Origin of the sequence: Paraburkholderia sp. BL18I3N2 (assembly GCF_003001875.1) — a bacterium.
GTDB lineage: Bacteria > Pseudomonadota > Gammaproteobacteria > Burkholderiales > Burkholderiaceae > Paraburkholderia > Paraburkholderia phytofirmans.
This window is the reverse complement of the sequence record NZ_PVNC01000001.1, coordinates 1013158-1033711: the sequence shown is the minus strand read 5'-3', so window position 1 is coordinate 1033711 and position 20554 is coordinate 1013158. Positions and strand designations below refer to the sequence as shown.

Annotated in this window: 18 protein-coding genes; 11 read left to right on the top strand and 7 right to left on the bottom strand. The window is 63.6% G+C overall.

Features of this window, described 5'->3' with window-relative positions; all coding sequences use genetic code 11:
* Positions 1–3: 3 nt before the first annotated feature.
* On the bottom strand, positions 4–1158 hold the full coding sequence (locus B0G75_RS04745) for an ABC transporter ATP-binding protein (protein WP_106301104.1): 1155 nt from the start codon (positions 1156–1158) through the stop codon (positions 4–6).
* Between the two features lie 194 nt (positions 1159–1352).
* Between B0G75_RS04745 and B0G75_RS04740 the strand changes: the two genes are divergently transcribed.
* From B0G75_RS04740 to B0G75_RS04715, 6 genes are all read left to right on the top strand, one after another.
* On the top strand, positions 1353–2384 hold the full coding sequence (locus B0G75_RS04740) for a LacI family DNA-binding transcriptional regulator (RefSeq protein ID WP_106301101.1): 1032 nt from the start codon (positions 1353–1355) through the stop codon (positions 2382–2384).
* A 249-nt stretch (positions 2385–2633) separates the two neighbouring features.
* A complete protein-coding gene (locus B0G75_RS04735) occupies positions 2634–3398 on the top strand; it encodes a flagellar brake protein (RefSeq protein WP_106301098.1) in 765 nt (254 codons plus the stop codon).
* Between the two features lie 446 nt (positions 3399–3844).
* Entirely contained in the window at positions 3845–4849 is a 1005-nt protein-coding gene (locus B0G75_RS04730; RefSeq protein ID WP_106301095.1) for a sugar ABC transporter substrate-binding protein, read from the top strand.
* 90 nt (positions 4850–4939) lie between these two features.
* On the top strand, positions 4940–5926 hold the full coding sequence (locus B0G75_RS04725) for an ABC transporter permease (RefSeq protein ID WP_106301092.1): 987 nt from the start codon (positions 4940–4942) through the stop codon (positions 5924–5926).
* A gap of 19 nt (positions 5927–5945) precedes the next feature.
* Entirely contained in the window at positions 5946–6743 is a 798-nt protein-coding gene (locus tag B0G75_RS04720; protein ID WP_106301089.1) for an ATP-binding cassette domain-containing protein, read from the top strand.
* Between the two features lie 30 nt (positions 6744–6773).
* Positions 6774–8000, top strand: coding sequence for an ROK family transcriptional regulator (locus B0G75_RS04715; RefSeq protein WP_106301086.1), 1227 nt, complete (start codon positions 6774–6776; stop codon positions 7998–8000).
* Here B0G75_RS04715 and B0G75_RS40500 read toward each other — a convergent pair.
* From B0G75_RS40500 to B0G75_RS04705, 3 genes are all read right to left on the bottom strand, one after another.
* A complete protein-coding gene (locus B0G75_RS40500; RefSeq protein ID WP_181309162.1) occupies positions 7997–8146 on the bottom strand; it encodes a hypothetical protein in 150 nt (49 codons plus the stop codon). The genes B0G75_RS04715 and B0G75_RS40500 overlap by 4 nt on opposite strands.
* On the bottom strand, positions 8143–11223 hold the full coding sequence (locus B0G75_RS04710; RefSeq protein WP_106301083.1) for a transglycosylase domain-containing protein: 3081 nt from the start codon (positions 11221–11223) through the stop codon (positions 8143–8145). Before B0G75_RS04710 ends, B0G75_RS40500 begins: the two co-directional genes overlap by 4 nt.
* 195 nt (positions 11224–11418) lie before the next feature.
* Positions 11419–12402, bottom strand: coding sequence for a LysR family transcriptional regulator (locus B0G75_RS04705; protein WP_106301081.1), 984 nt, complete (start codon positions 12400–12402; stop codon positions 11419–11421).
* Positions 12403–12590: 188 nt separating this feature from the next.
* On the opposite strand from B0G75_RS04705, the gene B0G75_RS04700 reads away from it, so the two are divergent.
* From B0G75_RS04700 to B0G75_RS04680, 5 genes are all read left to right on the top strand, one after another.
* A complete protein-coding gene (locus B0G75_RS04700; RefSeq protein WP_106301078.1) occupies positions 12591–13523 on the top strand; it encodes a dihydrodipicolinate synthase family protein in 933 nt (310 codons plus the stop codon).
* 435 nt (positions 13524–13958) lie between these two features.
* Entirely contained in the window at positions 13959–14528 is a 570-nt protein-coding gene (locus B0G75_RS04695) for an RNA polymerase sigma factor (protein ID WP_106301075.1), read from the top strand.
* Positions 14528–15322, top strand: a complete 795-nt coding sequence (locus B0G75_RS04690; protein WP_106301072.1) for an anti-sigma factor domain-containing protein — start codon at positions 14528–14530, stop codon at positions 15320–15322. The genes B0G75_RS04695 and B0G75_RS04690 overlap by 1 nt, the downstream gene beginning before the upstream one ends.
* 132 nt (positions 15323–15454) lie before the next feature.
* Positions 15455–16735 carry an FAD-binding oxidoreductase gene (locus B0G75_RS04685; RefSeq protein ID WP_106301069.1) on the top strand — a complete coding sequence of 427 codons (1281 nt, stop codon included), beginning with the start codon at positions 15455–15457 and terminating at the stop codon, positions 16733–16735.
* Between the two features lie 94 nt (positions 16736–16829).
* Positions 16830–17525: a TetR family transcriptional regulator gene (locus B0G75_RS04680; protein ID WP_106301066.1), complete on the top strand. Its 696-nt coding sequence runs from the start codon at positions 16830–16832 to the stop codon at positions 17523–17525.
* A 71-nt stretch (positions 17526–17596) separates the two neighbouring features.
* Here the strand turns inward: B0G75_RS04680 and B0G75_RS04675 are convergent, their stop codons facing one another.
* Genes B0G75_RS04675 through aroQ form a run of 3 tightly spaced genes read right to left on the bottom strand, consistent with a single transcriptional unit; the run spans position 17597 to position 20386 of the window.
* On the bottom strand, positions 17597–18982 hold the full coding sequence (locus tag B0G75_RS04675; RefSeq protein ID WP_106301063.1) for an MFS transporter: 1386 nt from the start codon (positions 18980–18982) through the stop codon (positions 17597–17599).
* A 49-nt stretch (positions 18983–19031) separates the two neighbouring features.
* The gene (locus B0G75_RS04670) at positions 19032–19934 is read right to left on the bottom strand and encodes a shikimate dehydrogenase (protein ID WP_106301060.1); all 903 of its coding nucleotides are present in this window, start codon (positions 19932–19934) and stop codon (positions 19032–19034) included.
* Positions 19931–20386 (bottom strand): type II 3-dehydroquinate dehydratase, encoded by a 456-nt coding sequence (gene aroQ / locus B0G75_RS04665; protein ID WP_106301057.1) that lies wholly within the window; start codon positions 20384–20386, stop codon positions 19931–19933. The genes B0G75_RS04670 and aroQ overlap by 4 nt, the downstream gene beginning before the upstream one ends.
* Between the last annotated feature and the right edge of the window lie 168 nt (positions 20387–20554).

The window sequence follows — 20554 nt, the reverse complement described above, 5'->3', positions numbered from 1 at the left end:
CCTCTATGCGTAGTGTTCGACGGATTCCAGCGAAGCGGCGGCAAAGCCGTCTTCGGCAAATAAATGGCAGGCGGAACGGGGCACGCGCAAGCTCGCGCGCTCGCCGGGCGCGAGGCGCGTATTGCCCGGCGCTTTGGCGATCAGCGCGGCGCCGCCGGGCTGATCGAGGTGGACATAGCTGTGTTCGCCGAGTTGTTCGACGAGCGACACGGTGCGTGTCAGCACGGCGTCGCTAGGTGCGACGGAAGACGGACCGACAAATTCCAGGTGTTCAGGACGCACGCCGAGCGTGACCTCTTGCGAGGTTTCCAGCCCCGCGCCGTTCACCGGCACGCGCACAGTCTCTTGCGTGTGATCGAGCGTGACGGTGACGCCTTGCGCATCGACCGAGGCCACTCTTCCCGGCAGAAAGTTCATGCGCGGCGAACCAATGAACCCTGCGACAAAGCGGCTCTTCGGACGGTGGTACAACTCGAGCGGCGCGCCAATCTGCGCGATGCTGCCGTGGCGCTCGGTGTCCTTGCCGGCATGCAGCAGCACGATCTTGTCGGCGAGCGTCATCGCCTCGATCTGGTCGTGCGTCACGTAGACCACGCTGGCTTTGGCGAACTGCTTGTGCAGCCGCGCGATCTCGATGCGAGTCTGGCCACGCAGCGTGGCGTCGAGATTGGAGAGCGGCTCGTCGAACAGAAATACACCCGGCTCACGCACGATGGCGCGGCCGATCGCCACCCGCTGCCGCTGGCCGCCCGACAGCGCCTTGGGCTTGCGTTCGAGCAGTGCTTCCAGTTGCAGAATGCGCGCGGCCTCGCGCACCTTGCGGTCTATTTCATCCTTGGGGGTTTTTGCGAGCTTCAGCCCGAACGCCATGTTCTCGAACACGCTCATGTGCGGAAACAGCGCGTAACTCTGGAACACCATCGCCACGCCGCGTTGCGCGGCCGGCACGTCGTTCATGAGTTTGTTGCCGATCGAGAGGTCGCCGTCGGTCAGGTCTTCGAGTCCGGCAATCATGCGCAGCAAGGTCGACTTGCCGCAACCGGACGGACCGAGAAATACGCAGAACTCGTTTTCGCCGATCTCGAGATCCACGTCGCGGATCACCGGGGCGCCGTCGCCATACGCCTTCTGCACGCCTCTTAACGAAATGCTCGCCATTGCATCGACTCCGTGATTTAATCGGCTCGAAGTCGGAGATTAAGCGCTTAATCAGCTTGGCCGAAAAAAATCGATCGCTTGGGATCGTTTGGGCCTTGCCTGTCTCCGAGATCGTTTTGTCTGTGCGACAGATGGTGCCGCGCCTTGGCGCGTGATGCAAATGTCGGGCAGTCATCCCAAATAATGAAAACATCATGCCCACACTCAGCGAAGTCGCGCGTCATGCCGGCGTCACCCCGGCCACGGTATCCAACGTGCTGCGCAATCGCGGCCGGGTCGGCGCGACCACCCGGCAGCGCGTGCTCGAGGCCGTCGAAGCGCTCGGCTACCGTCCGCATCTCGCCGCTCGCGCCCTCGCCGAAGGTCGCGCGCCGACGCTCGCGCTGATGGTGTCGAGCATCGCCAATCCGTTCTATCCGGAGTTCGCGCTCGCCGTCGAACGCGCCGCGCGCACGAGCGGCCACTTCGTGATCATCTGCAATACGAACGAAGATCCGCACACCGGCCGCGCGTATCTCGACCAGATCGCCGGCACGCTCTCCGAAGGCGTACTCGTGACGAACGCGAACCTCGATTTCGCCGATCTTCATACGACCGAATCGCGCGGCACGCCGGTCGTGCTGTGCATGTGGGAACGGCCTAACGAGCCGCCGGGGTTGCCGTGCGTCGCGGTCGATTTCCGGCGTGCCGGCGAACTGGCCGGCGCGCATTTGCTGGAGCTCGGCCATCGGCGGATCGGCGCGATTGTGGGCAGCAAAGCGTCGGGCATCCATGCGGCCCGTTACGAAGGTTTCGTCGATGCACTGCGCGCCGGCGGCGCGCCGAAAGGCCGTGTCAAACATGCGGCCGATACGATCCAGGGTGGCTACGAAGCGGCACGCGCGTTGCTCGAAAGCGATCCGAAGCTCACCGCGATCTTCGTCACCAACGACCTGCCCGCGCTCGGCGCGATGCACGCCGCCGCCGACCTCGGCCTGAACGTGCCAACGGACCTGTCCGTGATCGGCATCACCGACATTCAACTCGCGCGCGAATCGCGCCCCGCGTTGACGACGGTCGCCGTGCCGACGGTCGAAGTCGCCGAACTTGCGGTATCGCTGTTGCGTGAGCTGATCGAGTCGTCGTATGGACAGGGGGGTCGCCCAACGGCCAGCGTGCCGATGCGCATCGCCTCGCCGCCCGAACTGGTTGTGCGCGCATCCACGAGCGTGCCGCGTTCGCGCTGATGTGGCCGTAACAGCATCGCGGACGTTACGTAGCGAACCCTCGCTACGCGCGTGCCGCTTTCCTCACATGCAGCCCGCAAACGCCCGCCGCAAGCGGTCCCGCAGACTGCGCGCGGCATTCATCCAGCGATCCATGCAGTTGGCACGGTCCCTGCAATAACTCAGGGAAAGGCCGAGCGCCGCGACGACCACAGGCCGCCGCGCTCTCCAACCGGCCGGGCCAAGGCCGTAACACGCATGGATATTCGAATGATTGCCGATCTCTCGCTGGATGCCGACGTCGCCGAACAAACCCTCGACGCCGATTCGAACTTCGCGCAGCGCCATCCCTTGCAAATTGCCGTGTGTCTGCGTCAACTGGTGTCCGGACAGGACTTCGTCACGGTCGAATTCGGTGGCCGGCAAATCGTCACGCAGATACTCGATGTCGACTCGCGCAATGCCCGCTTCGTCTTCGATGCCGGCAGCGTGGCCAATGACAACGATGCCTTACCCGCTGCCCGGCAACTGACGTTCCGCAGCCTGCCCGGCGGCATTCGCACCGAGTTCACGACGTTCGCTGCCACGCTGACTCAGTTCGATGGACTGCCGGCTTTCGAAGCGCCCTTACCTACGTTGCTCCACTACGTTCAACGCCGCGAATTCTTCCGCGTGCAAACGCCCGTGCTCGACCCGTACATCGCCAGCGGCCCGTATGCGGACGGCGGTTCGTTCCGTCTGGAGCTGCTGGACCTGTCGCTGGGCGGCATTGCGTTGAAGACCGCCGACGAACGCTTCGGCTCGCTCGAACGCGGCACGGTGCTGCGCGACGTCGCATTGCAACTCGGCAGCTTCGGCATGCTGCAACTGGATCTGGAAATCGTCGCGCCACGGCAGGTGAGCACGGTGAAGGGCGACCGACGCTTTGTGATCGGTTGCAAGTTCGTCGCGACGCCGGGCCCTGCCGAGCGGACCTTGCAACGCGTCGTCACGCAACTCGAAACGAGGCGGCAAGCGCTCGCGCCGCGCCGTTGAGCCGATTCGTCACGGACATCGCGATAACCGCCATGTCCGCACACTTCAGGGTCCGCTGAATACCCTCGCGACGCAAACGATCTAGCGTCGAGAAAGCCTTAATAAGCTTTCAATATGCCTTCATTCGAGCCAGGACTTTCCCCAAGCCCGAACGCTCGGTCTCGCGCCGCACTACTCCGCCGAAGCCTTGTCACATAAGGCGCTCAGCCCGAAGGCCACGGTCCGCGCGCAAACTTCCATGCCGATGATTTACTTGACGCGAATCGACGCGCCTGCTGTACTAAATCAACCAAAGTGATTTAGGCGGCGCGAATCGACCCAGCTGCAAATCGTTTCGAAGCGCCTTCATCTCGCAGCAGATCGCAAACCAGGTTGCCAGCACGCAGCGTTCGCGCAGGCAACCACCAGTACCACAACGTCGTTGCCAAAAACCGGAGGAGCGTCCCATGAATCTGAATTCCCGCAGGCTTCCTGTCGCCAGGAAAATCGTGTCGATGTGCGTCGCGGCATCGGCGGTCTGGTGTGCGAGCGCGAGCCAGGCGGCTGACCAGCCTGTCGTCGGCCTCATCACCAAGACCGACACCAACCCGTTCTTCGTGAAGATGAAACAGGGCGCCGAAGCGGCCGCCTCGAAAGACGGCGCGAAGCTGATCACTGCTGCAGGCAAGTTCGACGGCGACAACGCGAGCCAGGTCACCGCCATCGAAAACATGATGACGGCCGGCGCGAAGGCGATACTGATCACGCCGAGCGACACCAAGGCGATCGTGCCGAGCATCAAGAAAGCGCGCGCCGCCGGTGTGATGGTCGTCGCGCTCGACACCCCCACCGATCCGCAAGACGCCACCGACGCCCTCTTTGCCACCGACAACTTCAAGGCCGGCGTGCTGATCGGCAAGTACGCGAAAGCCGCGCTCAACGGCAAGCCCGCGAAGATCGCCACGCTCGATCTCGCGCCCGGCGTCTCGGTCGGCGTGCTGCGTCATAACGGCTTCCTGGAAGGCTTCGGCGTGAAGGAAGGCGACCCCTCGGTGGTGTGCAGCCAGGACACCCGCGGCGATCAGGCCAAGGGCCAGACGGCGATGGAAAACTGCCTGCAGAAGTCGCCCGACATCAACGTGGTCTACACCATCAACGAACCGGCGGCCGCGGGCGCTTACCGCGCGCTGAAAGCTGCGGGCAAGGACAAGAGCGTGATGATCGTCTCGATCGACGGCGGCTGTGAAGGCGTGCGCAACGTCAAAGCCGGCGCCATCGCCGCGACCTCGCAACAGTATCCGCTGAAGATGGCCTCGCTCGGCGTGACGGCCGGCGTCGAATACGCGAAGACCGGCAAGAAAGTCTCCGGCTATCAGGACACCGGCGTGACGCTGATCACCGACAAAGCGATGTCCGGCATCGACAGCAAGGACACCAAGTTCGGCCTTGATAACTGTTGGGGCAACAAGTAACGCGCACTGAACAGCGGCCTGCTTCGCCGGGCCGCCATCGGACTTGCCGCGTGGCCAAAGCGCCACGCTTCTGCATCGAGGTCATCCATCATGTCGACTCCTTCCGCACCCGCCAGCCACTCGCGTTCGTTCGCCGAACGCATGCCATCGCTTGCCGAGGTCGGGCCACTCATCGCGCTGGTACTGGCGTGCGGCTTCTTCATTTCGCAGAGCAGCCGCTTCCTGTCGTTCCAGAACCTCTCGCTGATCCTGCAGCAAACCATGGTGGTCGCGGTCATCGCCATCGGCCAGACGCTGATCGTGCTGACCGGCGGCATCGACCTGTCGTGCGGCATGGTGATGGCGTTCGGCTCGATCATCATGACCAAATTCGCGGTCACGCTCGGCGTACCGCCGGTGCTCGCGATTCTGTGCGGGGTCGGCGCGAGTACGCTGTTCGGTGCGCTCAACGGTGTGCTGATCACGCGCATCAAACTGCCGGCCTTCATCGTTACGTTGGGTACGTTGAATATCGCGTTCGCGCTCACGCAGATCTATTCGAACGCCGAGAGCGTGTCGAACCTGCCGGACGCGATCATGTTCTTCGGCAACACATTCAAGCTCGGCCCCGCGGATGTCACGTACGGCACCGTGCTCACCTTGCTGATGTATCTGGCCACCTGGTTCGTCTTGCGCGACACCGTGCCGGGCCGGCATCTGTACGCGCTCGGCAATAACCCCGAGGCCGCGCGCCTGATGGGCCTGTCGTCGCAGAAGATCCTGCTGACCGTGTACTCGCTGGCCGGCGCGATCTACGGCATCGCCGCGCTGTTGTCCGTGTCGCGTACCGGCGTAGGCGATCCGCAGGCGGGGCAAACGGAGAATCTCGACAGTATTACCGCGGTCGTGCTCGGCGGCACGAGTCTGTTCGGCGGACGCGGCTCGATTGTCGGCACGCTGCTCGGCGCGTTGATCGTCGGCGTGTTTCGCAATGGGTTGACGTTGATCGGCGTGTCCTCGGTCTACCAGGTGTTGATCACCGGCATGCTGGTGATTCTCGCGGTCGCCGCGGACAAACTTTCCCATCGTCGCGGTTGAACAGCCAGAGGAATCCGTCATGTCTACCCCCATTTCCGCTTCTTCCGCGATGCCCGTTCTGCAGGCGCGTGGACTCATCAAACGCTACGGCAATGTGACCGCGCTCGACGGTTGCGACTTCGAAGTGATGCCCGGCGAGATCATGGCCGTGATCGGCGATAACGGCGCGGGAAAGTCGTCGCTGATCAAGGCCCTTTCCGGCGCCACGGTGCCGGACGAAGGCGAGATTCTGCTCGACGGCAAACCGGTCAAATTCCGTAGCCCGCTCGACGCCCGCGCGCAAGGCATCGAGACGGTGTATCAGGAGCTCGCCGTCGCGCCGGCCATGAGCATCGCCGAAAACCTGTTCCTTGCGCGCGAACTGCTGAAACCCGGCTGGCGCGGCTCGATCTTCAAGATGATCGACAAGCGCCGCATGCTGGAGGAAGCGACCGCGCATATGAAGGACTTGCAAATCGGCATCCGCTCGATGCGCCAGGCCGTCGAAACACTCTCGGGCGGCCAGCGTCAGGGCGTGGCCGTGGCGCGCAGCGCGGCGTTCGCGCGGCACGTGGTGATTCTCGACGAGCCGACCGCCGCGCTCGGCGTGAAGGAAGGCAACATGGTGCTGGAACTGATCCGGCGCGTGCGCGATCGCGGCCTGCCGGTGATCCTCATCAGCCACAACATGCCGCACGTGTTCGAGATCGCGGACCGCATTCATATCCAGCGGCTCGGCCGGCGCGCGGCGCTGGTGAACCGGGCGGACATCCACATGTCGGAGGCGGTGGCAATCATGACCGGCGCAAAGGAAGCAGACGTCAAGGCGATTGCATGATGCGCGCATCCTGCTGAGCGGGCGCCCGCCATGGAAACCACCGGCACCCGCTCGCCCCTCAAACGCACGGTCGGCTCGAATCAGGTCGGCATGCGGCAGTTCAACGAGCGCATCGTGTTGCAGGCGATCCGCTTGCATGGGCCGCTGCCGAAAGCCGACGTGGGCCGCCTCACGCGTCTTTCGATGCAGACCGTGTCGATGATCGTCGAGCGCCTCATCGAAGACGGCCTGCTCGAAAAGCAGGCTCGCGTGCGCGGCAGGATCGGCCAGCCGTCGGTGCCGATCGCGCTACGCGCGCAAGGCGCGTACACCATCGGCATCAAGGTGGGACGCCGCAGTCTCGACGTACTGGCGATGGATTTTGCCGGCCACGTGGTGCACCGCGATGTCTTCGACTACGCGTATCCCGATCCACGCACGCTGTTTCCCGCGCTCGAAAATAAACTCGCGCGCGTGAACCAGACACTCGGCGCGAAGGCCAGCCAGGTGGTCGGTGTAGGCGTCGCGGCGCCTTTATGGCTCGGCGGCTGGCGTGATTTCCTCGGCGCGCCGCCCGACGCGCTGGAAGCATGGAACGAGATCGATCTGCGCTCGCGCATCGGCACCATGACGGGCCTGCCCGTCGAGTTCGCAAAAGACACCACGGCCGCCTGCGCCGCCGAACTCGTGATGGGCCAGGGGCGCGGCATCCACAATTTTCTGTATCTTTTCGTCGGCACGTTTATCGGCGGCGGGCTCGTGATCGACGGCCGTCTGCATGGCGGCCCGCACGACAACGCGGGTGCGGTCGGCTCGATTCCGTTGCGCGAAGGCGGCGCGCGCAAACCGGCGCGCCAGCTGTTGCACGCTGCGTCGGGCTTCGTGCTCGAGAAGCTCTTGACCGATGCGGGCGCGCCTGCTGCGGCCGCGCACGATCATCGCGCGTTGTCGCCGGAACTGTGGCGGCACACCGAGCAATGGCTCGACGGCGCATGTCCCGCGATCGCCACTGCGTTGACCAATGCAGCCGCCCTGCTCGATCTCGACGCGATCGTGATCGACGGCGAACTCGACCGGCAACTGTTGCGCGAAATCATTCGCCGCACCGAGCGCGTGCTCGATCGCTTCGAATGGGAAGGCATGGTGCGTCCGCAATTACTGGAAGGCGCGATCGGCGCCGACGCGCGTGCGATGGGCGGCGCGATTCTGCCGCTTTATGCGCATTTCGCGCCGGTACATGAGCTGTTCCTGAAGCCGGCGGCGGAGACGGTTTATTAGGCGCTGCCGGTGTGGCTAATCGAAATGAACATCAGCAGGCTGCGCTCGATGGTCATTGCGCCGCGACCTTTCGTAACCGAAGCCGTCGTCACAAGCGGATCGTTCAACAACGGCTGCAACACCGGCACGCTTCGCCCGATGCTCATTGCGCGGCAACCTTCGTAACCGAAGCCGTCTTCACAGGCGTCTCATTCAGCAACGGCTGCAAGACCGGCGCCATGGATTTCAGCAATTGCACCGACAGCGCGCTCGTGAATTCGTAATGCGCGGCATACGGTTCATGCACCCACGCGGTCAAGGTGCCGTAGAACCGGTCGCCCATCGCGAACACAAAGGTCGCGCTGCGGTTCACCTTGCGCGACTCGATCAGCCGCGCGCCTTTGGCGAACACATTGAAGCGCTGATCGCCGGTTCCGGTCTTGCCGTACACCTCGAGCGTCTGGCCATCGGGGAACGTCATGCCTTGCGCGAGACGCTTCGCCGTGCCGCCGGTCACGACGTCGTGCAACAACGCTTTCACCGTGCTCGCGATTTCCGGCGACAACTGCTGCTCGGGCGCCACCGCCGCACGCTTGAAATGCGTTTCGTAAGGCGTGTCTTTCGCGAAGTCGAGTTGCGTGAGACTTTCCGTCGGCACCTTGTTGCCGTTGTTGGCGATCACGCCGATCAGTTGCGCGAGCGCGGCTGGCCGGTCGCCCGACGCGCCGATTGCCGCGGCATACGAAGGCGTGAGCGTCGCGAACGGATAGCCGAGCGCCTGCCATGATTTGCCGATGGCATCGTAGGCACGCAGTTCGACCATGCGTTTGATGCGGCGGTCTTGCGTCGCGTGATAGCGCGTCTTGAAGAGCCACGAATAAGTCGACAGACGTACATCGCGGCTCGCGCTCTGGATCTGTTCGAGCGTGGCGTCGGGATGCTCCCGCAGATAGTTGAGCGTCCACAGTTCCAGCGGATGCACGCTCGAGATATAGCCGCGATCGTTCAGATTGAAGCGGTCGATTGCGTATTTGGCGTACAGGTTCGCCAGGTCTTCGTCGTCGAGCACTGAGGCGGCCGGCGTGTTTTTCAGCGCCGCGCGCATTTTGACGTTGAACCACGCATTCGACTCGTCCGGCGCAACGCTGCGCAACACCGTCGCCACCTTGGGCGGCGATTTGCGCACACCGAGCAGCAGCAGTGACAAGGCCTGATCGGGTGTCTTGCCGTGATACTTCGTGTAGAAACGGTTCATGTACACGCGGCTTTCCTGATCGGCGAAGCGCGTCAGATACATCTTGCGCATCGCAGGATCGCCCAGCCATTGCGCCGACGGCCCGGTGGTCTGCACCATTTCGTAGTGGACGATGTCGCGCATCAACCGCACGAACACCAGATTCACCGAATGCTGGAACGCGCGGTGCACGGTCAGAATGCGGCTGTTGTCGTCGGATTCGAAATTGTTGAAGGTCTGCGCGCCGCCGCCCGTGTAGAACGTTTCACCGGGACTGGCCGAGTATTTGCGCTCCACGGCCGCGTCGAGCATGGCTTGCAGTGAGCGATTCGAGGTGTGCGCGAAATAATCGAGCGACCAGCGCGTGAGCTGATCGTTCGGATCGTACTTCACGGCTTTCAGTTCCGCTGTGCTCAGCGGTGCATAACGCTTGTGCAGGTCGGAGACGATCTGCAAATACGTCACCACGGTACGCAGTTTCGCGGTCGAACCGAGATTCAGGCGCGCGCCGGAGTTGATGTCGAACGGCTGGTTGACGCTGTCGGTTTGCACCCGCACGAGGTTGGCACCGTCGCGCCGCTCGAACAGCGTGAAGCTATAGGCGATCCTCGAAGGATCGTCCGACGCGCGCAGCATTTCGAAGCCGACCAGACCCGCGGCTTTCGCGCCGTCGCGCGTGGCGGCAGCGGCGAGCCGGTCGCTCACGGCTTGCTGAACCGCGTTATTGAGCGTGCCCTTCGCCTGCAGATCGAGGCGGTCGAGTTCGTAAAAACTGGGAATGCCGAGCGCCGCCAGCAGATGCGAACGCATGGACGTCACCGCCTTGCGCGACACGAAGGAATCCGCACTGGCGGTTTTGACGGGCGCACGATGCAAATCGACCACCGCGGAGAGCGCGGCGTCGCGCAACGGGACCGACACGATGCCGCCGTTCGCCAGCAGCCGCAGATAACTGTCGGTCAGCCGTTCAAGTTCCTTGTAGCCGTGATGCAGGAAATACGACGGCGCACGTTGCGCGATCATCAACGAAAGCACCTGCCGGAATGCGATGCCCTGCTCCGGCAGATTCTGTTCGGTCGACGGCGCGATCAGGATGCGGTTGACGTCGTTGAAATCGCGGCCATACCAGGCGGCGAGACCGTCGCCAATACCGTTGATTTCGCCGATGCCCGGCTGCGCGGCCAGCGGCACCGAGTTGAGATAGTGGACCACGATCTGCTGGCGCGCCGGCATGGTTTGCGGGCCGTTTAGATAAGCGCGCACCGAAGCCGACGCGATCTGCCGCAATTTCTCCGGCGGCGTCGCCGTGCGGCCGCCCGCCGAGTGGCGGAATTTTTCGATCTGCGTGGCGAGCGTGCTGCCGCCGGGCTGCGACTGATGGTGATTGAACACGCGCACGCCCTGATCGGCCAGCGCGCGGCTAAAGCGCCCCCAGTCGATGGCCGGATTGCGGTTCGGCTGGTTCGGATCGAGCAGATAGCGGTCTTCGATAAACAGCAGCGAATTCACGACCAGCGGAGGAATCGCATCGAAGTCGTCGTACACGCGGCCGGGAAACTGCGCGGCGAAGAGCGGCGCGCCGGTGCCGTCGAAGAGTTGCAGGCCCGCTCGATCTTTTTCTTCGTACGGCAGAAAAAGGCCGTTATCCGCCAGCGACAGCATCCGCTCGGAATCGCGCGCCTGGGTGGTGATTTCAAAGCCGCGTTGCAGCAGACGCTGCTGGATCGACGGCAGCAACGCGTAGCCCAGACGGCTGTCGTAAGGGCCTTTGTCGGCTTCGGGGAAACGGATGGAATGACTGGCACCGTCGGCGACGGAAAAACCTACGTCGCGAGTCAATTCGGAAAGATAGTGCGCCTGCAATCGCGAGGTTTCGATCTCGTTCTGGCAAAAGCGTGCCGCCAATGCCAGCGCGAGCAAAAATGCCGCGACCAGCACCCATTTGAACCATTTGCGGACAGACGCCGTGCCTGTCGTGCGAAACGGTAACCGAACCAGCGGCCGATTCATGCTGCTCTCCCCGAGCGGACGCCGGTTTCTTCTGGCCCAGCGCACCTTCGAAGCAGTGTAGCGCGGAACGTGAACCTACGATCCGTTCGGATTTACCCGAGAGTGTCGCGGCTACAACACCCGTTTGCGAAGCATGGCGCGGCGTGAATTGCCATGCGATATTCAGCGTCTTTCCTGTGATGAAAAACCGCCGCTTCAGGCGGTTTTTTGCTTTCTCGCAGGGCGTTGCGGCAACCGTGCTCGCGCCTGTTCACCCGGCTGCGCGCACAGCAATTCGATGAACTGTTCCGCCGGCGGCGACAGCACACCGCCCTTGCGCGTGACGACGCCAAAAGTCTGCGAAGGCGACTTCAGCTTCACCGGCACGAGGCGCAGCATTTTCTGCCGAACGAACAAGGCGGCGATCGCCGTGGGCAACAGCGAAACCAGATCGTGACTGCTTTGCAGGAGCGCCACCGTCACGAACGTCGAGGCCGTGGAAACCGGGTTATCCGGCATCTGCAGACCGGCCAGATCCATCTCACGTTCGAGCAGCGCGTGCAGCGGCATATGCGACGGATACATCACCCAACGGTGGCCCGCCAGATCGCGCAGTTTCGCCTCTTTCTTCGGCAACGGCGGATGGCCGTAGCCGACCACCACCGAGAGCGGTTCATCACCGAGCGGACGATAGTGATATTTCGACGGATCGGCCGCCACCGCCGCGCGGCCGATCACCAGATCGAGCCGGCCGTCGTCGAGTTGCTGCAGCATGCGCGCGCTCGTGTCTTCCACCACTTCGACGGAAAGACCCGGTTGCGTGGCATGCAGTTGATTCAGCGCCGGCACGACGCACTCCGGAATCGCGCCCATGATCGCGCCGATTGCGAGCCGCCCGCCGCGCCCGGAACGTATCTCGGCGACGTCCTGGCAGAGCGCGGTGAGATCGGTCGTCATGAGGCGCGCGTAGCGGATCACGCAATGGCCGAGCTGGTTCGGGATCATGCCGCTTTTCGAGCGTTCGAAGAGCGGCGCCTCAAGCATCGACTCCAGTTCCTGCAAGGCCTTGCTGGCGGCCGACTGCGTCATGGACATCGCGCCGGCGGCTTTGTGCAGGGACTTCAGGTCGTCCAGCGCGATCAGCAATTGGAGTTGCTTCATGCGCAGCTTCGACAGCAGGACGTTGAGGGTGTCTTTCATGGCGGATCGAATTGCAGCGTAGGTGAATCGCAAAAGCGATCACAAGATGGAAACAATTCAATATACCTGCCGTGTTCCGCGCCGTATAGTCGGCTGAGTTGCATGGGACCAGAGTAAGCGCTGATGCGCCAACTCTGATCGACATGCCGGCACGCCGATATTCCAACGCCAACGAGACACCCATCACCATGACGCAGTCATCTCATCCTGCCGCAATGCGCGGCGTGTTCCCCGTCGCGCCGACCATCTTCGACGACGCCGGCCGGCTCGACCTCGAAGGCCAGAAACGCTGCATCGACTTCATGATCGACGCGGGTTCGAACGGGCTGTGCATTCTGGCGAACTTCTCCGAGCAGTTCGCGCTCTCCGACGACGAGCGCAACACGCTCATGCAGGTCGTTCTCGAACACGTCGCGGGCCGAGTGCCGGTGATCGTCACGACCACGCATTTCAGCTCGTACCAGTGTGCCGAGCGCAGCCGCAGCGCGCAGGCCGCGGGCGCCGCCATGGTGATGGTCATGCCGCCGTATCACGGCGCGACGATCCGCATCGGCGAACGTGGCATCTACGAGTTCTACCGCACCGTGTCCGACGCGATCGGCATCCCGATCATGATTCAGGACGCGCCGGTCAGCGGCACGCCGTTGTCCGCGCCGTTTCTCGCCCGCATGGCGCGCGAGATCGACAACGTGTCGTACTTCAAGATTGAAGTGCCGCAAGCAGCGAACAAACTGCGCGAGCTCATCGAAGTGGGCGGCGATGCAATCGTGGGTCCGTGGGACGGCGAAGAGGCAATCACGCTGATGGCCGATCTGGATGCGGGTGCAACCGGTTCGATGACAGGCGGCGGCTACGCCGACGGTATCCGCCTGATCATCGACGCCTACGCGGCCGGCGACACCGAGGCAGCCGCCGCGCACTATCAACAATGGCTGCCGCTGATCAATTACGAAAATCGCCAGGGCGGCCTCGCTTCGTGCAAGGCGCTGATGAAGGAAGGCGGCGTGATCCGCTCGGATGCGGTGCGCCATCCGTTGCCGCAAATGCATCCGGCCACGCGCGAAGGACTGTTGAAGGTTGCGCGGCGGCTCGATCCCCTGGTACTGCGCTGGGGTCGTTAAAGCGCGCCTCGAAGCAACCAGACGCAAACGAAACTGACAAACCCGCACGAACAAATAAGCCCATTCCGGTCCGGGCGATTGCCGACGAATCGTCAACCGCCCGGACCTGGTCTCAGGAATGAGCCGCGCCCCCCCGCACATCGCCATGCCGCCCGCGACGCCTCATCGCTCCTGCGTCGCCTAGCTCCATTGCCGGCCTCTGGTTTCGTCAGGCAAGCGCAACGGCCCTGCTCTCACTCACACGCACCCCGTGTCCGGACCGGCCTGCAAGCGCGGCGCGCCCTATCGTCAAGGCGCAAGGACACGCAACGCCGGGCTCTGCAGCCACATACGCAAACCGCTTCCTGATGGATGCAGGCCGACGAAAAAAAACCACGTACAAGCTGGCGGCGAAGTTGAGTAACATAGGCGCGCAAGCTCACCCTAACTCCCTCCATGACCGCCAATCCTCGAGAACTGACGCCGGAAACGCTCGCCGAGCTGCTCGAACGTGTCGCCAAACAAGATGGCGCGGCGTTGCGCGAGCTTTATGATCTCGCCGCCCCGAAACTGTTCGGTCTCGCGCTCCGTATATTGAGCAGGCACGAGTGGGCCGAAGAAGTTTTGCAGGACAGCTTCGTCAATATCTGGCGCTTTGCCGGCGACTATCGCCGCGCCTTGTCCGCTCCGATGACGTGGATGTCGGCGATCGTCCGCAACCGTGCTCTCGATCACCTGCGGCGGGTCAACATGCAGGAAACGGAATGGAGCGATGCGTTGGACGATCTCGTGGCGACCGGCGACCCGGACCCCGAAGCGCTGACCGCGGTCAGCCTGCAGGCGCGTTTGCTGGCCGGCTGCATGCAGCAGCTCGAACCCGCGCAACGCCAGGCGGTTGCCCTCGCGTATCTGCGCGATCAGAGCCATAGCGAGATCGCCGAGGTGCTGAGCGTGCCGCTCGGCACTATCAAGTCGTGGATCCGGCGCGGCCTCGCCAAGCTGAAGACCTGCCTGGGAGGCGAGTAATGAATCTCCATCGCTATCCTCAGCTCGTCGATCTGCTGGCCGCCGAATATGTGCTCGGCACATTGCGCGGCAGTGCGCGCCGCCGCTTCGAACGCTACGCGGACCACGACGCGACGATCCGCAAAGCCGTCGACGAATGGCAGCGGCGCATCTCTCCAATGGCCGAACTCGCCGAACCTCGCATGCCGCCGGCCGCCGTGTGGGACGCCATCGAACGGCGACTCGGCCTCACGGCCACGCGCGAGGTGGCGCGTCCTCGCACCGTGGTGGAAACACCCGCGCGGCCGTCGCGCAGCATCTTCGAAAACCTGGCGTTCTGGCGCGGCTGGGCGCTCGGTGTCACGGGCCTCGCAGCGGTTGCCGTGGTGGTCGCCGTGCGCTCGCTGTTGCCGTCCGCCACGCCGTCCGCCACGCCGCCTGTCACGGCGCCGACCGTTGCTCAGCAACCCGAAACGGCCGTGTCGCATGTCGCCGTGCTGAACAACAAGGACGCGCATCCGGTCATGCTGGTCGCCTGGGACGAGGCGCATTCGACCATGACCGTGCATCCGCTCGGCAAGGTCGAGCTGCCCGCCGGCCGGGCGATGGAACTATGGGGCATCCCGGCGAGCGGCCATCCGGTCTCGCTCGGCATGCTGCCAGACAGCGCGAACGGCAAGGTCACGGCCGGCCAGCAGAAGCCGGAGAACTATGAGGCGCTGGCGGTGTCGATCGAAGCGCCGGGCGGCTCGCCCGATCACAACGCGCCGAGCGGTCCGGTGGTGTTCACCGGCAAGCTGTTGCCGGTGTCCTAGGCGTTTCATGGTCAGCCGGAGAAAGGCCGGCATTCGCTCGACGCGAATGCCGGCCTTTGTTTTATACGCGCTTCGACACCGCGATCATGCGACGGCTGGACGCGAGCGCGCGATTGCCGCTACCCTAGCCGTATGCAAAGCTTTTACGAAGCCACTGTCACCCGTTCTTCCGCCTATGCGCCGCTAGCTGGCCGGCGCGCCGTCAATGTCTGCGTCATCGGCGGCGGCCTGGCGGGATTGTCCACGGCGCTGGGACTCGCCGAGCGGGGCGTCGCGGACGTCACCGTGCTCGAAGCCCGGCAAGTGGGTTTCGGCGCGTCCGGCCGCAACGGCGGGTTCGTGTTCGGCGGCTATAGCCTCGATTGCGCCGATCTGCTCAAAACCCTCGGCGCCGTGCGCGCTCGCGAACTCTATACGCTGACCACCGACGCCGTCGATCTGATGCGCGAACGCATCGCGCGCTATCACATCGATTGCGACGCGACCGACGCCGGCGTAATCCTCGCCAACTGGTTCGACGAACCGGCTCGACTGGAATCGCAGCGGCGCCTGATGCGCGATTCGTTCGGCGTCGAGTGGGAACCGGTGGCGGCGCAGCAACTCGCTTCGCAGCTGAAAACTCGCCGCTATCACGGCGGTCTGTTCGAGCGCAACGCGTTCCACTTTCACCCGTTGAAGTATGTTCTCGGCGTGGCCGACGCCGCGACGCATGCCGGCGTGCAGATCCACGAGGATTCGCCGGTCGTGCGTCTCGAGCGCGACGGCGCCGGCTTCGTGGTGCACACGCAGCACGGTGCGCTCGACGCCCAACACGTCGTGATGGCGGGCGGCGGTTATGCGCGCCGCGTCTATCCGTTGGTCGAACGCGCGGTGCTGCCGATCGCCACCTACGTGATGGCGACCGAACCGCTCGGCGCGCGTCTGCAAGACGCAATCGACACACGCGCCGCCATCTACGACACCCGCTTCGCCTTCGACTATTACCGCCCGCTGCCCGACACGCGCATTCTGTGGGGCGGCCGCATCTCGGTACGCGACCGCGAACCCGAGGTGATCGCGCGCCTGTTGCGACGCGATCTGCTGAAGGTCTATCCGCAGTTGCACGACGTGCGGATCGAGTACGCGTGGGGCGGCCTGATGAGCTACGCGCGGCACAAGATGCCGCAGATCGGCCGCAGCGCGGATGGCGTCTGGTACGCGGTCGGTTTCGGTGGACACGGCATGGCGCCGACCACCGTGTCCGGCGAACTGCTGGCCGCGGCGATTGCCGGTGAGCGTCCGGTGCCCGAGGCGTTTGCGTCGTTCGGCCTGACGCCCGCTTACGGCGCGCTCGGCCTCGCGGCCGCGCAACTGACCTACACCGCCATGCAGACGCGCGATGCGCTCGCCGCGCGTCGCCGGCCTGCCGTTTGACCTCGGCCGACACGTCGCCGCTCATGCCCGCGCGCCGGTTAAAAGGCCAATTTCGCCATGCTAGAATGCGCCGTCACTGCCGCTCGAATACACAATGAAAAAGGGAAGCAAGGCCGCCGAGCCTGATACCAACGGCATCCCGTCCGACACTCCGCGTACCGACGCCCGGCGCAAGTACGATCCCGAACAGACGAAGCGCAACATCCTCGACGTCGCGACCCAGGAGTTCTCCGCGATGGGACTGACGGGCGCACGCGTCGACGCGATCGCGGAGCGCACGAACACCACCAAGCGCATGCTGTACTACTACTTCGGCAGCAAGGAAGGGTTGTACCAGGCGGTGCTGGAAAAGGTGTATGGAGACATTCGCGCACTCGAACAGGATCTGCACGTCAGCGAACTCGATCCGATCGAGGGCATGCGTGCGCTCGTCGAGTTTACGTTCGACTATCACGACCGTCAGCGCGATTTCGTACGGCTCGTCACCATCGAAAATATTCACGGCGCCAAATATGTCGAGCAGGTCAAGACGTTCAAAGGCCGCAACGTCACCGTGATTCATACGATTGAGGATCTGCTCTCGCGCGGCATCGCGGCCGGACAATTCCGCAGCGATATCGATCCGATCGATCTGCATCTGCTGATCAGTTCACTGTGCTTTCATCGCGTGGGTAATCGCCATACGTTCGGCACGGCGTTCGGCCGCGATCCGTCGCATCCGCGTTTGCGCGCGCGGCATCGCGCCATGATCGTCGATGCCGTGCTGCGGTTCGTGCGCAAGGACGATTGAGGGAATCGAGCCTCAAGTAAAAAACGGGACGCGCAGCGTCCCGTTTTTTTCGTCCGGCCTCAGGCAGCAGCTTAATCCGCCAGCACGATCCGCTTGATATCGCCGACGATGAAGATGTACGACAGCGCCCCGACCAGCGCGATCGCACCGATGAAGACCAGCGCGCCGACGAACGAACCGGTTGCCGCGACGATGAAGCCCACCACCAGCGGCGTCACGATGCCGGCCAGGTTCGCCGCGAAGTTGAAGATGCCGCCGGTCACGCCGAGCAGGCCGTCCGGCGCGATGTCGGACACCAGCGTCCAGCCCAGCGCGGCCATGCCTTGCGCGAAAAACGCCACCGACAGGATCGCGATCACCGCCACGTTGCTGTCCACATAGTTCGCGAGGATGATGGTCGACGCGAGCAGCAGGCCCGCAATGATCGGCAGCTTGCGCGCCACGTTCGGCGACTTGCCGCGGCGCAGCAGCCAATCGGAAAAGATGCCGCCGAACATCACGCCGATCGACGCGGCAATGAACGGCATGATCGCGAAGAAGCCGATCTTCAGCCAGGCCATATGGCGTTCGGTGGCGAGATACGTTGGGAACCAGGTGAGGAAGAACACCAGCGTCGAGTTGCCGGCGAACTGGCCGAGGCAAATGCCCGTCAGTTGACGATGCTTGAGCAGGCGTCCGATGGTGCGCCATTCGAAGCCGCCGCTTTTTGCCGATGCCGCCGATGCGGCGTCCGTGCCGCCCGCCGCATCGGCATCCTTCTTCCGATGCGTGAGACCGCCGCCTGCTTCGATATAGTCGAGCTCCGCCTGATTCGCCGACGGATGGTCGCGCGGTTCGCGATAGAACATCCACCAGATCCCGCCGAACACGATGCCCACGCCGCCCACCACGTAGAATAGCGAGCGCCAACCGAACGCGCCCATCAGCATGAACAGGAACGGGCTGAAAAAAGCGAGGCCGATATATTCGCCGACGGTGTATGTGCCGGTCGCCATCGCGCGTTCGCTCTGCGGGAACCACGTGGCGACCACGCGGCTATTGGTCGGAAAGCACGGCGCTTCGGAAACGCCCAGGCCAAGGCGGAACGCGAACAGCGCGCCGATGCCATGCACCAGCCCTTGCGCAAGCGTGCACAGCGACCACAAGGTCATCGACAGGAAATACGTGAGCTTGCTGCCGAAGCGGTCGAGAAACAGGCCGCCCGGAATTTGCGAAACCACATAGCTCCACGAAAACACGGAGAACAGCAGCCCCATCAACGCAGCGTTGATGCCGAGTTCCTTGGTCAACTGCGGCGCCGCGATGCCGAGCACCGTGCGGTCTAAGTAATTGATCATCGTCCCGACCGCGAGCAGCGCCAGAATCTGATAACGCGCTTTGGAGCGGCGCGCGGTGCTTGCCGTCACACCTTGCGGCGTGGCGACGTCGGCGGGACTGGATTGAATCGGTTGCTGCATGGGTTTCTTGTCTCCTCGATCTGCTCGTTACCGGTCGGCACGCTGCCGGTTAGCGTTGCAACAACGACTGAAAGTGGGTGTAGACGCGCTCGGCGTCCGGTTCGAGACCGGTGAAAATGCGCATGGCGTCGACTGCCTGATACACCGCCATGCCGCCACCGCTCAGCGTACGGCAGCCGAGCGCTTCGGCCGCCTGCAACAGCGCGGTGCGGATCGGGAAATAGACGATGTCCGCGACCCACAGATCGCGGTGCAGCAATTCGACCGGTAACGGCAAGCCGGGCAATTTCGCCATACCGGTGGGCGTAGCGTGAATCAGGCCATTGGCGGCCGCGAGCGATTCGGCGAGCGAACTGCCGGCGCAGACGGTGGCGGCAGGAAAACGCTTCTGCAATTCGTCGGCGAGCGACGCAGCGCGCGTGGCATCCACGTCGAAAAGCGTCAGCGACTTCGCGCCCATGTTCAGCGCGGCGTGCGCGACTGCCGCGCCGGCGCCGCCCGCGCCGAGTTGCACGACACGCTCTAGCGACACGTCCGGCAAGCCGCGCTGGAACGCACGCGCGAAACCGGACCAGTCCGTGTTGTGGCCGATGCGTTTGCCGTCCTTGAACAGCACCGTATTGACCGCGCCGAGCGCGCGCGCGTCGTCGGAAAGCTCGTCGAGCAGCGGAATCACGGCCTGCTTGCACGGGTACGTGATGTTCAGACCGTTGAAGCCCATGCGTTCGGCGGCCATCAGCAGATCGGGCAGCGCGGCGACGTCGAGTTTCAGTGCTTCCAGGTCGATACGGCGGTACACATAGTGCAAACCGAGCTTGCTGCCCTCTTCCTCGTGCATGGCCGGCGTCAGCGATCCGCCGATACCCGCGCCGATCAGGCCGACCAGATAGGAATGAGGTGTTGCCTGTGAGTTCGCTTGTGCGTTCGTTTGTGTGTTCGCTTGTACGTTCATTTCGCCGCCCTATTCTTAAGAATGGTCGCCATCCGCTCCAAAGCCAGTACATAGCCTTGCGTGCCGCAACCGATGATGATCGCGTCCGCCACCGCCGACACGTACGAGTGATGACGGAACGCTTCGCGGCGATGCACGTTTGAAATATGCACCTCGATGACCGGCTTTTCGATCGCGGTAAGCGCATCGGCGATGGCCACCGACGTATGCGTGTAAGCCGCCGGATTGATCACGATGCCGTCGACCTTGGTGCGCGCCGCGTGCAGCCAGTCGATCAGTTGATGCTCGGCGTTCGACTGACAGAAGTCGATCGACAGATTCAGGCGCTCTGCCGCATCGCGGCAAAGTTTCGCGACGTCGTCGAGCGTTTCCGAGCCGTAGATGGTCGGCTCGCGCGTGCCGAGCAGATTGAGATTCGGTCCGTTGAGGACCAGCACTGACGCAAAACTCATGACAACCACTCCTGCTAGATGAGGCAAGAAGCCAGCCACGGCAATCGCCGTGGTATTGCAACGTGAGCGAAGTGTGCGCGCATTGGGCGTTGCCGTCATTCGGGGTTTCTACGAATTTGTACCATCTAGTTAGTTTGTATAAACTGTCGGGAATTTCGGTTAGTGTGG

Bases quoted from the DNA above. Each gene is read 5' to 3' on its own strand.
- B0G75_RS04745 (WP_106301104.1), bottom strand. From the start codon at position 1,158: ATGGCGAGCATTTCGTTAAGAGGCGTGCAGAAGGCGTATGGCGACGGC.
- B0G75_RS04740 (WP_106301101.1), top strand. From the start codon at position 1,353: ATGCCCACACTCAGCGAAGTCGCGCGTCATGCCGGCGTCACCCCGGCC.
- B0G75_RS04735 (WP_106301098.1), top strand. From the start codon at position 2,634: ATGATTGCCGATCTCTCGCTGGATGCCGACGTCGCCGAACAAACCCTC.
- B0G75_RS04730 (WP_106301095.1), top strand. From the start codon at position 3,845: ATGAATCTGAATTCCCGCAGGCTTCCTGTCGCCAGGAAAATCGTGTCG.
- B0G75_RS04725 (WP_106301092.1), top strand. From the start codon at position 4,940: ATGTCGACTCCTTCCGCACCCGCCAGCCACTCGCGTTCGTTCGCCGAA.
- B0G75_RS04720 (WP_106301089.1), top strand. From the start codon at position 5,946: ATGTCTACCCCCATTTCCGCTTCTTCCGCGATGCCCGTTCTGCAGGCG.
- B0G75_RS04715 (WP_106301086.1), top strand. From the start codon at position 6,774: ATGGAAACCACCGGCACCCGCTCGCCCCTCAAACGCACGGTCGGCTCG.
- B0G75_RS40500 (WP_181309162.1), bottom strand. From the start codon at position 8,146: ATGAGCATCGGGCGAAGCGTGCCGGTGTTGCAGCCGTTGTTGAACGAT.
- B0G75_RS04710 (WP_106301083.1), bottom strand. From the start codon at position 11,223: ATGAATCGGCCGCTGGTTCGGTTACCGTTTCGCACGACAGGCACGGCG.
- B0G75_RS04705 (WP_106301081.1), bottom strand. From the start codon at position 12,402: ATGAAAGACACCCTCAACGTCCTGCTGTCGAAGCTGCGCATGAAGCAA.
- B0G75_RS04700 (WP_106301078.1), top strand. From the start codon at position 12,591: ATGACGCAGTCATCTCATCCTGCCGCAATGCGCGGCGTGTTCCCCGTC.
- B0G75_RS04695 (WP_106301075.1), top strand. From the start codon at position 13,959: ATGACCGCCAATCCTCGAGAACTGACGCCGGAAACGCTCGCCGAGCTG.
- B0G75_RS04690 (WP_106301072.1), top strand. From the start codon at position 14,528: ATGAATCTCCATCGCTATCCTCAGCTCGTCGATCTGCTGGCCGCCGAA.
- B0G75_RS04685 (WP_106301069.1), top strand. From the start codon at position 15,455: ATGCAAAGCTTTTACGAAGCCACTGTCACCCGTTCTTCCGCCTATGCG.
- B0G75_RS04680 (WP_106301066.1), top strand. From the start codon at position 16,830: ATGAAAAAGGGAAGCAAGGCCGCCGAGCCTGATACCAACGGCATCCCG.
- B0G75_RS04675 (WP_106301063.1), bottom strand. From the start codon at position 18,982: ATGCAGCAACCGATTCAATCCAGTCCCGCCGACGTCGCCACGCCGCAA.
- B0G75_RS04670 (WP_106301060.1), bottom strand. From the start codon at position 19,934: ATGAACGTACAAGCGAACACACAAACGAACGCACAAGCGAACTCACAG.
- aroQ (WP_106301057.1), bottom strand. From the start codon at position 20,386: ATGAGTTTTGCGTCAGTGCTGGTCCTCAACGGACCGAATCTCAATCTG.